The following is a 15,490-nucleotide window of genomic DNA, read 5'->3' as shown; positions in this document are numbered from 1 at the left end:
CTGGTGTCTTTTTTTATGTGAAAAAGACAAAATAAAAAGCGTGAAATGTTTAGTTTCACGCTAGAAAGTATAGAGCCATTAAAAAATGGTCTTATTATTTAATACCAGGTTTATTTTTTGTGATGATGTTGGTATATGTTGGACGTTTTGGCTTTCTATATTCAGGTGCAGATTTGCAGTTTCATGCTAACCGAATATTTGAATACTATAACCATCTAAAGGAGGGGAACTTAATACCTGTTATCTCCACATTTTCGTCAAATCAAATTGGTAGTTTAGTTCCAACAATGTATCCATCTTTACCTGTGTACTTGGGGGCTATGTTACAGTTTATTTTTCCATCAGTAACAGCGATGTACGGCTTAATGTGGTTGCAGTTAATGGTTCAATTTAGTGTTGCAAAGTGGGTAGGGAAAGAACTATCGTTATCGTCACTAGAAAGTACTATTGCTGCTTTTATTTATACTGTAACTACGCCAATTCTTTCTCAAGTGATACAGCAGTGGCTATTTGGAGAAGTTTGGGCAATGTCGTTTATGCCACTGTTAGTTTTAGCATTGATTCGATTGGCAGAAAGTACAAAAGATAGCACTGTCAGCCTAAACAGAAAGACTATTCTGTTATTAGTAGTCGGTTTTACGTTAATCATTTTGTCGCATATGTTGTCATTTGTAATTGTGACGGGTTATACATCAATTTTTACATTATTTTTATTGATTTTTAAAAAAAATAGATTAAACATTTTAGCTAATTTATCTGTTGCAGCTATTATTACAATTTTATTATCAATGGTGTTTTTAATGCCATTTATAGTTGCCATGTTAGGTAATAAGTTAGCAACTCCTGGTGCGACAACCTTAACGCTTTGGTCAGCACCAAATGTTCAGGAATTGTTTAAGACGGCATTTTCATTTAAACCAGATGTTCTCTTTAAAACGAATAGTATTGGCATTGTGGCATTTTTATCAATATTTGGTGTGATATTCACTTGGTGGAAACAAAATCGTTTTACCAAGTATGCAACAATCGTATCAATTTTGATTATTTTTAGTGGTATGAGTTACATTTGGAAATACTTGTATGAAACACCTTTAGGGAGTATTCAATTTCCACATCGTGTATTTATTATTGCTATCTTTTTGCTGAGCTTGACGTCAATTTTGATGATTCGTAATGTCTTTAAGTCTAATCAATTACGGTATATTTTATATGTAGGATTGACATTATTATCAGTTATCGTTACATTATTTAGCTTGAAATTTGGTTTTGTGGACAAGGTTAACGCGTTAGCGGTGCAGACGAATTATAAACCAACGTCTGAAAAACCAGTTAGTTATACACCGATTGCTAATTTTAAAATAAAAAATGCTGATTTTAAAAATATTATGGGTTATTGGACGACGTATGGCGCTTTTGATTATATGCCTGCTAACTTCCAATTTAATAAAGCTTTGCAAGAAAAGAAAATTGTTCAAAATGGAAAGCCTATTAATACAACTGTTAAACCTATTAGTAATGGGATAATTTATCAAGCTAATCTAGATAAACAGAAAGATACAATTTTGCCTATGGTAGGTTATAAGGGGCTAAATTACGACATAACAGATAAACAACATCATCACTATAATTATAGAATTAATAAAAATAAACAATTAGTCATTAGAATGAAAAATACAGATGTTAATAAAGTTATTGTTAAAGCAAAAACTCCAATAACAACGTATATTGCCTGGATTATTAGTTTAATAACAGCAGTATTTTTATTAGTAAATGTTTTAAAAAATAAGAAACATAAGGTATAAAATACAATACTGGTAAGGTGCTAAATTGTTTTTGATTTAGTGCCTTATTTTTGTACTAATACTGGAGAAAACAAAATTAGTATAAAGATGTTAATTTGTGTTTTATTAAATAAAAATGGTAATATAATAAGTATATTTTTTCAAAATTTGATTTAATAATACATAATTAAGATTTTAATCTTGTAGAGGATTGGGCGGAAACAAAAATAATGGATAGCAGAAAAAAAACTGTTAATGTTTTAACAGGATTTGTAATCATAATGTTAATTATGATGCAAATGATTGATCATGAGCGAAGTATGGCTTGGTATCGTTTTTTTACATGGATTACTTGGCCAGCTGTGTTTTTTATTGCGGGATATTCAGTTAACATCGATCAAAAACTTATACAGTTAATTAAACAATCGATACTAAGATATTTAGTACCGTATTTTTTAATTAGTATTCTTTTAATTGGTAGTAGTAAAGTTATACAGATGTTTGGATTATCATCGTTGTTTATTCAGCCATTTCCAGCAATTCGAGTGGGGGTAAAAGCCATGCTGTATGGAAATGGTTGGCCAGGTACAACAATAATTTGGCCGTTCGAAACAGGTATTGGATTAAGTTGGGGTCTGTTAGCTTTATTCTGGGGGACAATTATTATAGCTTTAGTAATTAAAATAAAACCATTATTTCTCCAAATTGTACTTGTTGCGTTGATGACTTATGGTGGCTTTTACGTCTCGAGCAAAATGCAATTACCATGGTCGTTTACATCTGGGGTAGTTGTGCAACCGTTCATGTTGTTGGGATACTATTTCAAAGATGAGAACAAGGCATGGCAACCAGCGCGGGCAACCGTTTTGGCTGGTGTTATTATTAGCTGGGTTATGGCACATAATGGTTCATATGATCTAACGGTAGCGTTGATCAATCATTGGATTATAGGGACTTTTGCAGCTATGATTATACTTGAGGCGGTGCTATCAATTGTTTGGTATATCCATAAAAAGTTACCTCACTTTTCAGATTGGTTAATTAAATTGGGTAAATATTGGTATGTTGATTTTGCGGTTGTAGGTTATATAACCATGATATTACCAATAAAACATTATCTAAATAATTTGGTTGCAATTGAATGGTTAGATTTTGTGATTGCGTGTTTAGTTGTGTTGTTTATCATTATCATTATTAAATGGATACTTACTAAAGGTATCGGTTATTGGGAAAAGAAAGAAATCGATTAGATGAAAAAAGTTTTTGAAAAATCTAAATTTATAGGGCCTTCTTTCAATGGCTGGATGAAATTGTTGATTATTGGGCTAGTCTTAAGTATTGTGACAGTTTTTTTGTTGCAATTTTCAATGCACTTTCAAGTGTGGGGACGTTTGAACTATCAATCTACTGATATACCGGTAGCATTAGATTTTGTTCGCCAATATATGATACGACCCCAAGCACTTTACTCAATAGTAGCTTGTTTAACATTATTTATTTTTATCGTAGTGCTAGTTAACCACTTATTTATGGGTGTTGCGATATATTCGTTAACTGCGATTGTTGCAATTGTAGCTGAATATATGAAAATGAAAACACGTAACGAACCAATTATTTTTAGTGATATGTCAGAAGTTACTGCCGTCAGTGGTTTGACAAAGATGGTTGATAAAGACTTATTAGTTGCTGCTGTAGTTGGGATTGTTATATTACTTGTACTTGCAGTCGGATTAGAGTTTTACATACGCCGTAAAAAAGTGGGAAAGTTTTCTGAATCCGTTCAAAGTATGATGTTCAGGCAGGCCGGTAGTCGATTGGTTGTTTTAATCATCTCTTTTTTAATGCTAGCAACACCATTTGTGGTGAATGCTGATCAAAATCGAGCAATTTTAAATCATTTTGGTTATCAATGGCAAAATAAAATCGGTGTTGATGATGCCATGGTCAATGGTCCAATTATGACATTCGTATCAAATATTTCTAGTGTCATCATGCGTGAACCGGCTGGTTATTCTGCCAAAGAAATGGCCCATTTGCAAAAGAAATATACTCAATATGCAGATAAGTTAAATGAAACTAGACAGGATAATTTAAAGGGACAAACGGTTATTTCTATTTTAAGCGAGTCATTAACGAATCCAAATGACGTTCCGAACTTAGCTTATAAGGGACCTGATGTTTATCAAAACATTAATGAAATTAAAGATAAAGCAGTCATTTCGGGTAAAATGCTCTCATCAGGTCATGGTGGTGGGACAGCCAATATTGAATATATGACAATTGCAGGGCTTCCTTTGGCGACCTTTGCACCTGAAATGGCAGTTCCTTATACACAAGTTGTGCCATTTGCACATAAAACACCCATTCTACCTAGTTTATTTGAGCAACGAGAAGTACTTCATCCATATGCGGGGATGTTTTATAATCGGCGTGATGCTTATAAAGATATGGGGATTCAAAAATTCTACACAACTGATGGGTTAACTTATAAGTATCCTGACAAGTACACTGGCAAATTATCATCTCGTGCAGAGTACCCAACTGATGAAAATGCGTATAAGTTCTTATTAGATAAAGTAGATACTGCAAAGGATAAAGATTCGCAATTTTTACAATTAATGACAATGCAAAATCATTTACCCTATTCAGCTAAAGAATATCCGAATAGTCCTTATCAGATGACAGAACCAGCTGTTTCAGATGCTACTAAGGATCAAATTGAAACATATATAACAGGGGTCCGTCAAACTGATTTAGCAACGAAAAAATTAATTGATAAAGTTGAAAAGAGTAAGCGCCCAATAACGATGGTTTTTTATGGTGATCATTGGCCGGTTGTCTTTACTTTTGTAGATCAAAATAAGCAAATGCAAACAAGCCATGAAACAGATTACTTTATTTATCAGAATGCAGCGGCGCGTCAGATTAATAAGACAACCCTGCAACATGATGAACGACCATATGCATCACCAAGTGATTTTCCGACACTGGCGTTAAAGGCTACAAATAGTAAATTAACACCATTCTTTGCTTTGCAGACGAAGTTTGTTAATGAATTACCAGCGCTAGCTAATTATACGCGTGATACAGTTGTGAATGATCAGGGTAAAGAATTAAATACTAAAGATCTCACTGCCAAACAAAAGCAGTTGTTACATGAATTTAGGTTAGTACAATATGATATTACAGCTGGTGAACATTACTTAGATGATGATTTTACAGATAAGCAATAATTGATGTTTAAATAGATAGCCAAATTTATGTCATCATTTAACATGCGGAGGGGTGTCTATTCTAAAAATATCCAGTATGTTAAAATAGTCATTATATTTTGGAAAATAAAAAGGGGGAATTTCATGAAAACAGAACGTGAAATTATGTTGTCAGGTAAGCTGATTATAAATCAGGGGATAAAGAGCTGATTGCTGCTCGTAAAGCTGGAAAACGACGTGCAGCGTTGTATAATCAAACGGCCCATGAAGATGAAGAACAGGTACAAGAATTATTAGAAGATTTAATGGGGAAAATCGGTAAAGATAGTTATATTGAACCTGATTTGTACATTGATTACGGGAAAAATATTTATATTGGCGATACCTTTTATGGCAACACTGGGTTAACGATTTTAGATACTTGTGAAGTACATATTGGTAATAATGTAATGATTGGACCACGTGTTAGTTTAATTACTGCCGGTCATCCGATAGATGCAGCAGTGCGTGTACGTGGGTTAGAATATGGTGAACCCATTGCAATTGGTAACAATGTTTGGATTGGTGCTAACGTTTTTGTTGGCCCAGGTGTCACAATAGGTGATAATGCTATAATTGGTGGGGGTGCTGTTGTGGTTAAAGATATTCCGGCTGATACCGTTGCTGTTGGTAATCCGGCTAAAGTGATGCGTCCAATTACGGCAGCTGATAAAGCAAACTGGGAACAACAGGAAAAAGACTACTACGATAATCGTAATAAATAGTAAGAGATAGCGTGACAAAAGTTGTTTTGTAAAATTTATAATTAATATATTTTTAGTTAAAAAGGTTGGGACATTTTTTGTCCCAACCTTTATTTAATTAATTTCGTTACGATAAACACCGATAACTTTGCCAATAATTTCAACATGATTAGTAATAACTGGTTTGAGATTACTGTTTTCTGGTTGTAAACGGACTTGATTTCTTTCTTTAAAATAACGATAGACATCTGTTTGGGATGTACCATCATTGTTTTTATCTAAAGTTACTGCCACAATTGCACCATCTGGAATAGCAGATTCTTTTTTAATAAGTAGATAATCACGATTTAATATACCAATATTAATCATCGTGTTGCTATTATGCTGTAATAAGATAGTATCTTCATCTAATGAGCTTATTATATCTTGAGGCGTACTAATTACAGGAGCAGATGTGTCAGGTAAAGCAAGTATATCTGCTTTTTTAAGAGCTTGAATACCGGTGTTTGTTACCGTAATAGCACGTGTTTTTTCTGCTTTTTTTTGAATGAACCCTTTATTTTGTAACCTTGTTAAGTGGCCATGAACAGTTGAAGAAGACGCTAATCCAACACCATCACCAATTTCACGGACAGTTGGTGGATAACCACGTTGTTGTTGTTTTTCATAAATAAATTTTAAAATATCTAATTGTTTGGTAGACTTGTTAGTCATAATCAAGTACTCCTTTTTATCAATTCTATTGTACGCTAAATATTATTTTTGTTGATATTTGTATAATTAATTATGTAATGAACCGAGTGAATTATGTTAAAATAATACCATTAACTTCAATAAAAAGGTGGAATGGGCATGGCTGAAACTGAACATATGATGGCTGTTCGTACGCGAATTAACGAATTAGCTGCTAAAGCAAAAACCTCAGAAGGATTAACCGAGGAAGAAATTGCAGAACGTGCTGAATTGCGCGCCGAATTTTTAGATAATTTTAGAAAAGCTTTTCGTTCACAAGTAGAAATGCTTCAGGTTTATGATGAAGATGGTAATGAAGTCACGCCTGAAAAAGTAAAGAAAATTCAACGTGACAAAGGTATTCGTGATAATTAAACGTTCTAATAGCTAGCAAAAAGGCGTATAATTAACTATAATGGTATTTGAATATATTTTTGGAGTAATAAAATGAACACAACAATTTGGATTTTTATTGTCATTCTTGCTGCGATACTTGGTGCTGTCGCTGGTTTCTTTATTGCACGTCGCTCAATGGAGACGTACATCAAGAATAATCCACCAATTTCAGAAGAAATGATGAAATCAATGATGACTTCAATGGGACAAAAGCCTTCACAAAAGCGTTTGAACCAAATGATGTCACAAATGAAGAATCAAGCACAAACTTCTTCAAAGAAGAAATAGTTTGATTAAAAAAGTTGAGTTGGTAACAACTCAACTTTTTTATTAGGCATATGTTTATGCACGAGGGTAATAAAAAAAGTAAAAACATTTATTTGAAATGAATTTACCTTTTTATGTGAGCAAGTAGCACACTTATATTTCGTTATTGTTTTTCTTTTTTGGTTTAGGATCGATATAAACCCAGTTAGGATCAATTTCTTGATCTAGCTTATCAAATGAGGCTTGGAGTGTATTACCAAACTCACTGGTCGTTTCTTCGTTGATTTTCGTTCGTTTATCAATATAAATTGGATCACCAAAGGCCATCGTCACATTTTTACGTTTAAACAATCCCGAAAATTTAACAGGTCCTTGGTAAACAATTGGCACTAATGGTACGCCGGATAATTTGGCGATGATTAATGCGCCACCTTTCATTTCTTCAGAGTGACGACTACCTGATGGGAACATAATCAGACTTAAGTCAGTCTTTTTAAGGTTTTGGACAGGCGTCTTAATTGCCGAAGGACCAGGGTGATCACGATCAACAGAAAAAGCATTGGCATGAATTAGAATCCATCTTAAGATGGGGTTTTTAAAAAGTTCCTTTTTAGCCATGAAACTAAAACGATGTGGCCAACCCGCTAGTGCAAAGAAAATGGGTTCCCACCAAGTACGGTGTGGGCCAACTAAAATATAATTGCCTGTTGGTAATTTATCTGTGCCAAGTAATTTATAACGACCATTAATTAGCCATAAAATGCCAGCAGCAACATAACGTATGAATGAATAGAACATATTTTGTTCATCCTCCCTAATAATAACGCCTTATTATCCCACAAAAATGGCGTTTTTGGCAAATAATTATGAAATAAGGAGTTTAATTTTTATGAAAGTTGAATTATTACCTGATGAACGTGTTGACATGTTATATAACGATGATGTTCATATTATCCAAAGCAAAAATGTTTTTTCATTTTCATTAGATGCAGTTTTGCTTGCAAATTTTGCGCAACCACGTAAAGGTGGACGTGGCTTAACTGTTGATTTAGGCACGGGAAATGGGGCAGTAGCACTATTCATGGCGCATAAAGTCACAGGTGATATTGTTGGTGTAGAAATTCAGGAAAGACTTGCCGATATGGCCAAGCGTTCAGTCATGATGAATGATTTGACTGAAAAAATTAAGATCATCAATGCTGATATGCGTGATGTCTTTGTTGATATTCGGCCAGGGTCAGCTGATATGGTTGTGTCAAATCCACCATATTTTTCAGTAGATAATGAACAAACTATTATCCACGAAAATGAACATTATGCGATTGCGCGTCACGAAATTATGGCCGACTTAGAATTGGTAACATATACAGCAAAAAAGTTATTAAAAAACAAAGCCCATTTTTATATGGTGCACCGTCCAGATCGCTTATTTGAAATTTTGGCTACCTTACAAAAAAATCATTTATCACCAAAGCGGATTCAGTTTGTTTACCCAAAAGCTGGTGAACCTGCCAATGTACTATTAATTGATGCTATTAAAGATGGTAAGTTAACCGGGGCGCAAATATTACCACCAATTATTACACATAATCGAGATGATACGTACACCGATGCTGTATGGTCAATTTATGAAGGCCGGCAGCAACATGAATAAACTGTATTATATGTATGTCTTATTAACGGCAGATAATATGTTATATTGTGGTTTTACAAATGATGTTGGTCAACGTTTTGCTACGCATGAAGCTGGTAAAGGGGCAAAGTTCACACGACCGGCTAAACGACATCCATTACAATTAATTTATGCAGAAGCTTTTGAAACAAAACATGATGCACTTCACGCTGAGGCAATGTTTAAACAATTAACCCGACAGCAAAAAGAGCAGTTTTTGCGAAATCATCAAGTCAGTGCATTTATGGATTAATTTATTGACATTTATGGAAAAAATGAGTATAGTAAGTAATTGGTTTTATACCAAAAATACTCACTAGTTCTCAATAGTTTGACGGGTGCTCCTTTTACGGGTCGCCAGGCTACATGCGAGACTAGGTGGACAAAACATTTGGAGGCAGATACTCATGGCAGTAATCTCAATGAAGCAATTACTTGAAGCTGGTGTACACTTCGGACACCAAACTCGTCGTTGGAACCCAAAGATGTCAGATTACATCTTTACGGAACGTAACGGCATTTACATTATCGATTTGCAAAAGACAGTTAAATTGGTTGATCAAGCATATAACTATGTTCGTGATGCAGCTGCTGATGGTGCAACGGTATTGTTTGTTGGTACTAAGAAGCAAGCACAAGATTCAATTGCTGAAGAAGCAACTCGTGCAAACATGTTCTACGTTAACCACCGTTGGTTAGGTGGAACTTTGACAAACTGGAATACTATCCAAGCGCGTATCGCCCGTCTTAAGGAATTGCGTGCAATGGAAGAAGACGGTACTTTTGATCGTTTGCCAAAGAAGGAAGTTTCATTGCTAATTAAGCAACGTGAAAAGTTGAACAAGTTCTTGGGTGGTATCGCAGATATGCCTAAGATTCCTGATTTGATGTTCATTGTTGATCCTCACAAGGAACAATTGGCAGTGCAAGAAGCACACAAGTTGAACATTCCTATCGTGGCTATGGTCGACACTAATGCTGATCCTGATCAAATCGACGTTAAGATTCCATCAAACGATGATGCAATCCGTGCCGTACGTTTGATTACTTCAAAGATGGCTGATGCTATTATTGAAGGTAACCAAGGTGAAGATTCTGTAGAAGAAGCTGACTTTGCAGCCGAAGGTGACAAGCCTGCTTCAATCGAAGAATTGACTGATCTTGTTGAAGGTAAGAAGAACTAATTCTACTTCACAAGAATCGAAAAAAGCTTATCGCTAACTAGCGATAAGCTTTTTTTGCGCTATGAGTAAAACTCATGTAAAATGGTAGTAGATATTCAACTAACTATATAGAAAATCACTTAATTTTCGTGTATACTAGTTTAGATAAGATTTAGCATATACAAGGAGACCATAAAAATGGCTATTACTGCTTCACAAGTTAAAGAATTACGTGAGAAGACCGGTGTTGGTATGATGGATGCCAAGAAGGCATTGGTTCAAACTGAAGGTGACATGGACAAGGCTATTGATGCTTTGCGTGAAAAGGGAATGGCAAAAGCCGCTAAGAAGGCTGGCGCTGTTGCTGCAGAAGGAATGACTTACGTTGTTTCAAAGGATAACAAAGCTGCTATCATCGAATTGAATTCACAAACTGATTTCGTTGCTGGTAATGCAGAATTTAACGAATTGCTACATGCAGTTGCAAATGCAGTTGTTGAATATGCACCAGCTAATGTTGAAGAAGCTTTGGTACTAAAAGTGGCTGAAAATGAAACTTTGAATGACATGATTGTTCATACAACTCAAATTACTGGTGAAAAGATTACACTACGTCGTTTTGCTGTTATTGAAAAGACAGAAGGACAAGTATTCGGAACTTACTCACACATGGGTGGTCGTATTTCATCACTTGTTTTGGTAGATGGTTCTGATGAAGTAGTTGCAAAGGACGTTGCAATGCACGTTGCAGCTATTGCACCTAAGTATGTTTCAGGTGAAGAAGTGCCAGCTGAAGTTTTGGCTCATGAGAAGGACGTTCAAATGAAGTCAGAAGATTTGGCAGGAAAGCCTGACAACATCAAGGAAAAGATGGTTGAAGGACGTTTGCACAAGTTCTTGGCTGAAATTGCACTAGTTGACCAACCATTTGTTAAGGGTGACGGTAAAGAAACTGTTGCAAAGTATGTTGAAAACAATAACAGCAAGATTGTTTCATTCGTTCGTTATGAAGTGGGTGAAGGAATCGAAAAGGCTGAAAACGACTTTGCTGCTGAAGTTGCAGCACAAATGGGTGAATAAGAAGGCCGAGGCAATTAAAGAATGGCAGATGTAAAGTACAAACGAGTATTGTTAAAATTATCAGGTGAAGCATTATCTGGTGAACGTGGTTATGGTATTAATCCAGAAACTGTTAACAATATCGCAGCGGAAATCAAGGAAGTTTATGAACTAGGTGTTGAAATTGCAATCGTTGTTGGCGGTGGTAATTTATGGCGTGGTGAAGCTGGTGCCAAATTAGGTATGGAACGTGCACAAGCTGATTATGTAGGTATGCTGGGTACTACTATGAATGCACTAGCATTGCAAGATGCACTTGAATCACACGATGTTCCAACACGCGTACAAACTGCTATTGAAATGCGTCAAGTTGCTGAACCATACGTTCGCCGTAAGGCAGTGCGTCACTTAGAAAAGGGACGCGTTGTTATTTTCGGTGCAGGTACAGGTTCACCATATTTTTCAACTGATACTACTGCTGCTTTGCGTGCAGCTGAAATTAATGCTGAAGCTATTCTAATGGCTAAAAACGGTGTTGATGGTGTTTACAGCGACGATCCTCGTAAGAATCCTGATGCAACAATGTTTGAAAAGTTAACACATAAAGACATTATTGATAAAGGTTTGAAGGTTATGGATTCAACCGCTTCAACACTATCTATGGATAATGATATCAATTTGGTAATTTTTAATATGAATACAACGGGTAACATTAAACGTGTTGCCTTGGGTGAAAATATTGGAACAACCGTGGAGGTAAATTAGTATTATGGCCAATGCAATTGTTGAATCAGCAAAGACACGCATGAGTAAAGCAGGTGATGCTTTACAGCGTGAATTAGGAAATATTCGTGCCGGTGTTGCCAATCCATCAATTTTGCGTAGTGTTACTGCAGAATATTATGGGGCACAAACACCTTTAAATCAGTTGGCATCAGTTACTGTGCCAGAGGCACGAGTTTTATTGATTACGCCTTTTGATAAGACAGCTCTTAAAGGTATTGAACAAGCTATTTTTGCATCTGATTTAGGGTTAACACCAGCTAATGATGGCTCAGTTATTCGTTTGGTTATTCCAGCGTTGACAGAAGAGACACGTAAAGATTTAGCTAAAGAAGTTAAAGGTGAAGCAGAAAGTGCTAAGGTTGCTGTTCGTAACGTCCGTCGTGATGCGATGGATGAAGCTAAAAAGGCTTTAAAGAACAATGACTTATCTGAAGATGAAGCGCATGGTATTGAGGATGACATTCAAAAGGCGACAGATGAAGCCATTAAGAATGTTGACGCAATTGCTGCTGAAAAAGAAAAAGAATTATTAACGATTTAAGCTCGTTAATTATTCAACGAGAATTGGGGACTGTATAGGTTTTCAATTCTTTTTTTTTATCTTAATAATTTTAGCAGCTATTTATGAACTTATTTGTGTATAATGTTTTATAGGCATTAATTATCATACATACTGTCATGCTTGTTTTTAACAGCAAGATAGGTAATGGTAATCACTATATTAGGAGGAAAAGCTCATGAATGACGAGCAACAAGTATCACGCAGTAATCGCAGTGATAAGAAGAAAAGCCCTAAAAAATCACATAAAATACGCAATACTATTTTAAGTTTAATATTATTGGTGATTTTGATAGTCGCTGGATTATTTGGGTATGCTTATATGCAAACTAAAGGTGCAATCGATAAATCATATGTAGAACCAACAATGAAAAAGGCGCGTGATGTTTCAAGTGTTATGAAATCGGGTCGGCCAATTTCAATTTTATTGTTAGGGACTGATACGGGTGAATTAAATCGACACTACAAAGGACGTACTGATTCAATTATGTTGGTAACGATTAATCCAAAGAAGGACAAGACAACTATTATGTCAATCCCTCGTGATACCTTGGTTTCAATTGTTGGTCATGAAGATACGTTCCCACAAAAAATAAATGCAGCTTATTCATATGGTTCAGCTGAATCAACGATTAAGACGGTTCAAAAATGGTTAAACGTGCCCATTGATTACTATGCCTTGGTTAACATGGGTGGTATGGAAAAAGTAGTTGATAAAGTTGGTGGCGTTAAGGTCAATTCACCGTTAACATTTGATTTTAATCCTGATACAGCACATGCAACTGGTGGTAATTTGTATAGCTTTACACAAGGCTCAAGTACTTATACCCATAATGGGAAGACTTATACAAGTATGACGGGTGAAGCAGCCCTAGCATTCTCACGTATGCGTTATGATGATCCACAAGGTGATTATGGTCGTCAAAATCGGCAACGCTTGGTATTACAAGGTATTATTAAAGCAGCTGAAAATAACCCAACTAAATTATTGGATTCAGGTTTCTTGAATTCAATTACGTCGTCAATGCAAACTGATTTGTCATATGGTGATATGATAACTATGGTTCGCAAGTATGCAGGTGCTGCAGATAACGTTAAAAATGATCATATTCAAGGTGATGGTTATAGTCTATCTTCAGGCTCAACTGAAGTTGTTTCAAGTGATGAACAACAACGTGCTACCAATGTTTTGCGTCAGTCGCTAGGACTTAAGCAAGCACAAACGGGATCATTATATGGTGGAGATGTTTCAACTGCTACATTGAATACAATTGGTGTCCCAACAAATTAATAAATGATGATTGTAATTTTGCCGAAGGTATCTAATTTAGATAGCTTCGGCTATTTTAATGGGTTTAAACATTGAAAATATAAATAGTCTATACCATTAGATGTCACAATTGCTAACACATTTCATTACGATTTTTATTTAGATGCTTATACTGATGTTAAGATATTTAAGAAAGCGTAGGTGTGGGTAATGAATGGTGCGGATATTGCATGGATATTAATTAGTGCAGGGTTAGTTTGGTTAATGGTTCCGGGATTAGCTTTATTTTATGGCGGTTTATCGCAAACAAAAACAACCGTTAATACATTGGCTATGGTTATGATTGCAGTTGCTGTCGGAGGTGTTGTGTGGTTCACGGTTGGTTATTCCTTAACATTTAGTGGTTCAGGACCAATTATTGGTAATTTAGACGCTGCTTTTTTGCATAATGTTTCGATGACTAAGAGCACCAGAGGATTGAGCATTCCAGATGGACTGTTCGCTTTATTTCAAGGGATGTTTCCGATGATTACCATGGCTATTATTGCAGGATCTGTGGTTGGCCGTATGAATTTTAAAGCTTTCATTCTCTTTTTGTTGGCATGGATGTTGTTAGTATATGTTCCATTAGCGCACATGGTTTGGGGTGATGGTATTATAGCTTCTCATGGTGCGTTAGACTTTGCTGGTGGTGATGTTGTACATATTTCATCAGGAGTTTCTGGATTGGTATTGGCATTGTTGATTGGTAAAAGACGTAAAGTACAGTTTCTAAACGAAACTAACTTAATTGCAACGGTTGTCGGTGGTGGTTTGTTATGGTTTGGTTGGTTTGGTTTTAATGCCGGATCAGCATTAGCTGCTGATGGCGTTGCAATAATTGCCTTTACAAATACAAGTATTGCAGCTGCATTCGCAATGTTGACTTGGGTTATCATGGATATGGTTATCTTCAAACGGGTGCGTGTTTCAGGTGCAATGTCAGGTGGTGTTGCTGGTTTAGTGGCGATTACACCTGGAGCAGGATTTGTTCAACCCGCTAGTGCGATGGGAATAGGGATTATCGTTGCCGTGGGTGCTTACTTTGCAACCAACGTTCTAAAGAATCGATTGGGCTATGATGATACGCTTGATGCATTTGGATTACACGGTATTGGTGGTGTTATGGGTGGTATTTTAACAGGATTATTTGCATCAAAATCATTAACAGGACAATCAGTTAGTTGGCAATTGCTAGGTACACAGATTGGTGCGATGGTGATTACCATCTTATTGGCTGCAATAATGACAATTATCATCGCAAAATTAGTTGAGTTAGTGACGCCATTACGTGTAGATGAAGCGATTGAAGAAAAAGGTCTAGACTATGATTTACATGGAGAAATTAACATATAATTTATTGACAATTTAAGGTAAGTGCGTTAGTATATATCAACGGTTAATATTACAGTTATGTAAAGGAAAACTTTACATTTTGAATAAATATATATAAGGGGGCAATCCGATGTTTGGAATGAATATGTTGAATAAAAAAGTTGGTCGCGCTGTTCGTGCATATAAAAGCATGGATGTTAAGCGCCACCACAATGATTGTAAGCATTCAAATGCTCACAGTTAAGCGATGATTATAAACAGCTCTGGTCACTATTGGTCAATGAGCTTAGTATTTTTAGAGTTAGCCCCATTTTGAGCTAACTCTTTTTCTTTGCAATCAAAATATTGTTATTTTTGATACTATTGTTGAAGCTATACCAATTTATACCAAAGTAGTTATATATTCGTGTTAATCTGTTGACCAGTAAACACTAACGCGTAATAATAGTGTTTGTGATATAAAAAAATTAAAAATA

16 protein-coding genes are annotated in these 15,490 nt (G+C 35.6%); 14 read left to right on the top strand and 2 right to left on the bottom strand.

Translation table 11 applies throughout. The annotated features are described in order from the left end of the window. Nucleotides 1-122 precede the first annotated feature (122 nt). The 4 genes from FFM61_RS06705 (at nt 123) to FFM61_RS06690 (ending at nt 5,757) form a co-directional block, all read left to right on the top strand. The gene (locus tag FFM61_RS06705) at nt 123-1,802 is read left to right on the top strand and encodes a 6-pyruvoyl-tetrahydropterin synthase-related protein (protein WP_074427778.1); all 1,680 of its coding nucleotides are present in this window, start codon (nt 123-125) and stop codon (nt 1,800-1,802) included. 209 nt (nt 1,803-2,011) lie between these two features. After that, nucleotides 2,012-3,031: an acyltransferase family protein gene (locus FFM61_RS06700; RefSeq protein WP_074427777.1), complete on the top strand. Its 1,020-nt coding sequence runs from the start codon at nt 2,012-2,014 to the stop codon at nt 3,029-3,031. Continuing rightward, nucleotides 3,032-5,014, top strand: a complete 1,983-nt coding sequence (locus FFM61_RS06695) for an LTA synthase family protein (protein ID WP_074427776.1) — start codon at nt 3,032-3,034, stop codon at nt 5,012-5,014. Between the two features lie 224 nt (nt 5,015-5,238). Continuing rightward, on the top strand, nt 5,239-5,757 hold the full coding sequence (locus tag FFM61_RS06690; protein ID WP_371258045.1) for a sugar O-acetyltransferase: 519 nt from the start codon (nt 5,239-5,241) through the stop codon (nt 5,755-5,757). Between the two features lie 93 nt (nt 5,758-5,850). On the opposite strand, the gene lexA is transcribed toward FFM61_RS06690, so the two are convergent. Continuing rightward, the gene (gene lexA, locus FFM61_RS06685) at nt 5,851-6,450 is read right to left on the bottom strand and encodes a transcriptional repressor LexA (RefSeq protein WP_074427775.1); all 600 of its coding nucleotides are present in this window, start codon (nt 6,448-6,450) and stop codon (nt 5,851-5,853) included. A gap of 138 nt (nt 6,451-6,588) precedes the next feature. Between lexA and FFM61_RS06680 the strand changes: the two genes are divergently transcribed. Continuing rightward, nucleotides 6,589-6,843: a DUF896 domain-containing protein gene (locus FFM61_RS06680; RefSeq protein ID WP_074427774.1), complete on the top strand. Its 255-nt coding sequence runs from the start codon at nt 6,589-6,591 to the stop codon at nt 6,841-6,843. Between the two features lie 72 nt (nt 6,844-6,915). Then, entirely contained in the window at nt 6,916-7,152 is a 237-nt protein-coding gene (locus tag FFM61_RS06675) for a YneF family protein (RefSeq protein WP_042493823.1), read from the top strand. A gap of 132 nt (nt 7,153-7,284) precedes the next feature. Here the strand turns inward: FFM61_RS06675 and FFM61_RS06670 are convergent, their stop codons facing one another. After that, the gene (locus FFM61_RS06670; protein ID WP_074427773.1) at nt 7,285-7,929 is read right to left on the bottom strand and encodes a lysophospholipid acyltransferase family protein; all 645 of its coding nucleotides are present in this window, start codon (nt 7,927-7,929) and stop codon (nt 7,285-7,287) included. A gap of 91 nt (nt 7,930-8,020) precedes the next feature. Here FFM61_RS06670 and FFM61_RS06665 point away from each other — a divergent pair, with 91 nt between their 5' ends. The 8 genes from FFM61_RS06665 to FFM61_RS06630 all read left to right on the top strand — a co-directional run bounded on the left by FFM61_RS06665 (nt 8,021) and on the right by FFM61_RS06630 (nt 15,035). Continuing rightward, entirely contained in the window at nt 8,021-8,785 is a 765-nt protein-coding gene (locus FFM61_RS06665) for a tRNA1(Val) (adenine(37)-N6)-methyltransferase (RefSeq protein WP_074427772.1), read from the top strand. Continuing rightward, nucleotides 8,778-9,056 carry a GIY-YIG nuclease family protein gene (locus tag FFM61_RS06660; protein WP_074427771.1) on the top strand — a complete coding sequence of 93 codons (279 nt, stop codon included), beginning with the start codon at nt 8,778-8,780 and terminating at the stop codon, nt 9,054-9,056. The genes FFM61_RS06665 and FFM61_RS06660 overlap by 8 nt, the downstream gene beginning before the upstream one ends. Before the next feature lie 154 nt (nt 9,057-9,210). Beyond that, a complete protein-coding gene (gene rpsB / locus FFM61_RS06655) occupies nt 9,211-9,987 on the top strand; it encodes a 30S ribosomal protein S2 (protein ID WP_042493829.1) in 777 nt (258 codons plus the stop codon). Nucleotides 9,988-10,164: 177 nt separating this feature from the next. After that, nucleotides 10,165-11,046 (top strand): translation elongation factor Ts, encoded by an 882-nt coding sequence (gene tsf / locus FFM61_RS06650; RefSeq protein ID WP_074427770.1) that lies wholly within the window; start codon nt 10,165-10,167, stop codon nt 11,044-11,046. A gap of 21 nt (nt 11,047-11,067) precedes the next feature. Beyond that, nucleotides 11,068-11,790: a UMP kinase gene (pyrH, locus tag FFM61_RS06645; protein WP_074427769.1), complete on the top strand. Its 723-nt coding sequence runs from the start codon at nt 11,068-11,070 to the stop codon at nt 11,788-11,790. Between the two features lie 4 nt (nt 11,791-11,794). Continuing rightward, nucleotides 11,795-12,352, top strand: coding sequence for a ribosome recycling factor (gene frr / locus FFM61_RS06640; RefSeq protein ID WP_074427768.1), 558 nt, complete (start codon nt 11,795-11,797; stop codon nt 12,350-12,352). A gap of 196 nt (nt 12,353-12,548) precedes the next feature. Next, entirely contained in the window at nt 12,549-13,661 is a 1,113-nt protein-coding gene (locus tag FFM61_RS06635; RefSeq protein ID WP_074427767.1) for an LCP family protein, read from the top strand. Nucleotides 13,662-13,850: 189 nt separating this feature from the next. After that, entirely contained in the window at nt 13,851-15,035 is a 1,185-nt protein-coding gene (locus FFM61_RS06630) for an ammonium transporter (RefSeq protein ID WP_074427766.1), read from the top strand. Nucleotides 15,036-15,490: the final 455 nt, after the last annotated feature.

Origin of the sequence: Weissella hellenica (assembly GCF_005405545.1) — a bacterium.
Classification (GTDB): domain Bacteria; phylum Bacillota; class Bacilli; order Lactobacillales; family Lactobacillaceae; genus Weissella; species Weissella hellenica.
The sequence above is the reverse complement of the archived record's forward strand: the minus strand, read 5'-3'. Positions and strand labels throughout refer to the sequence as shown.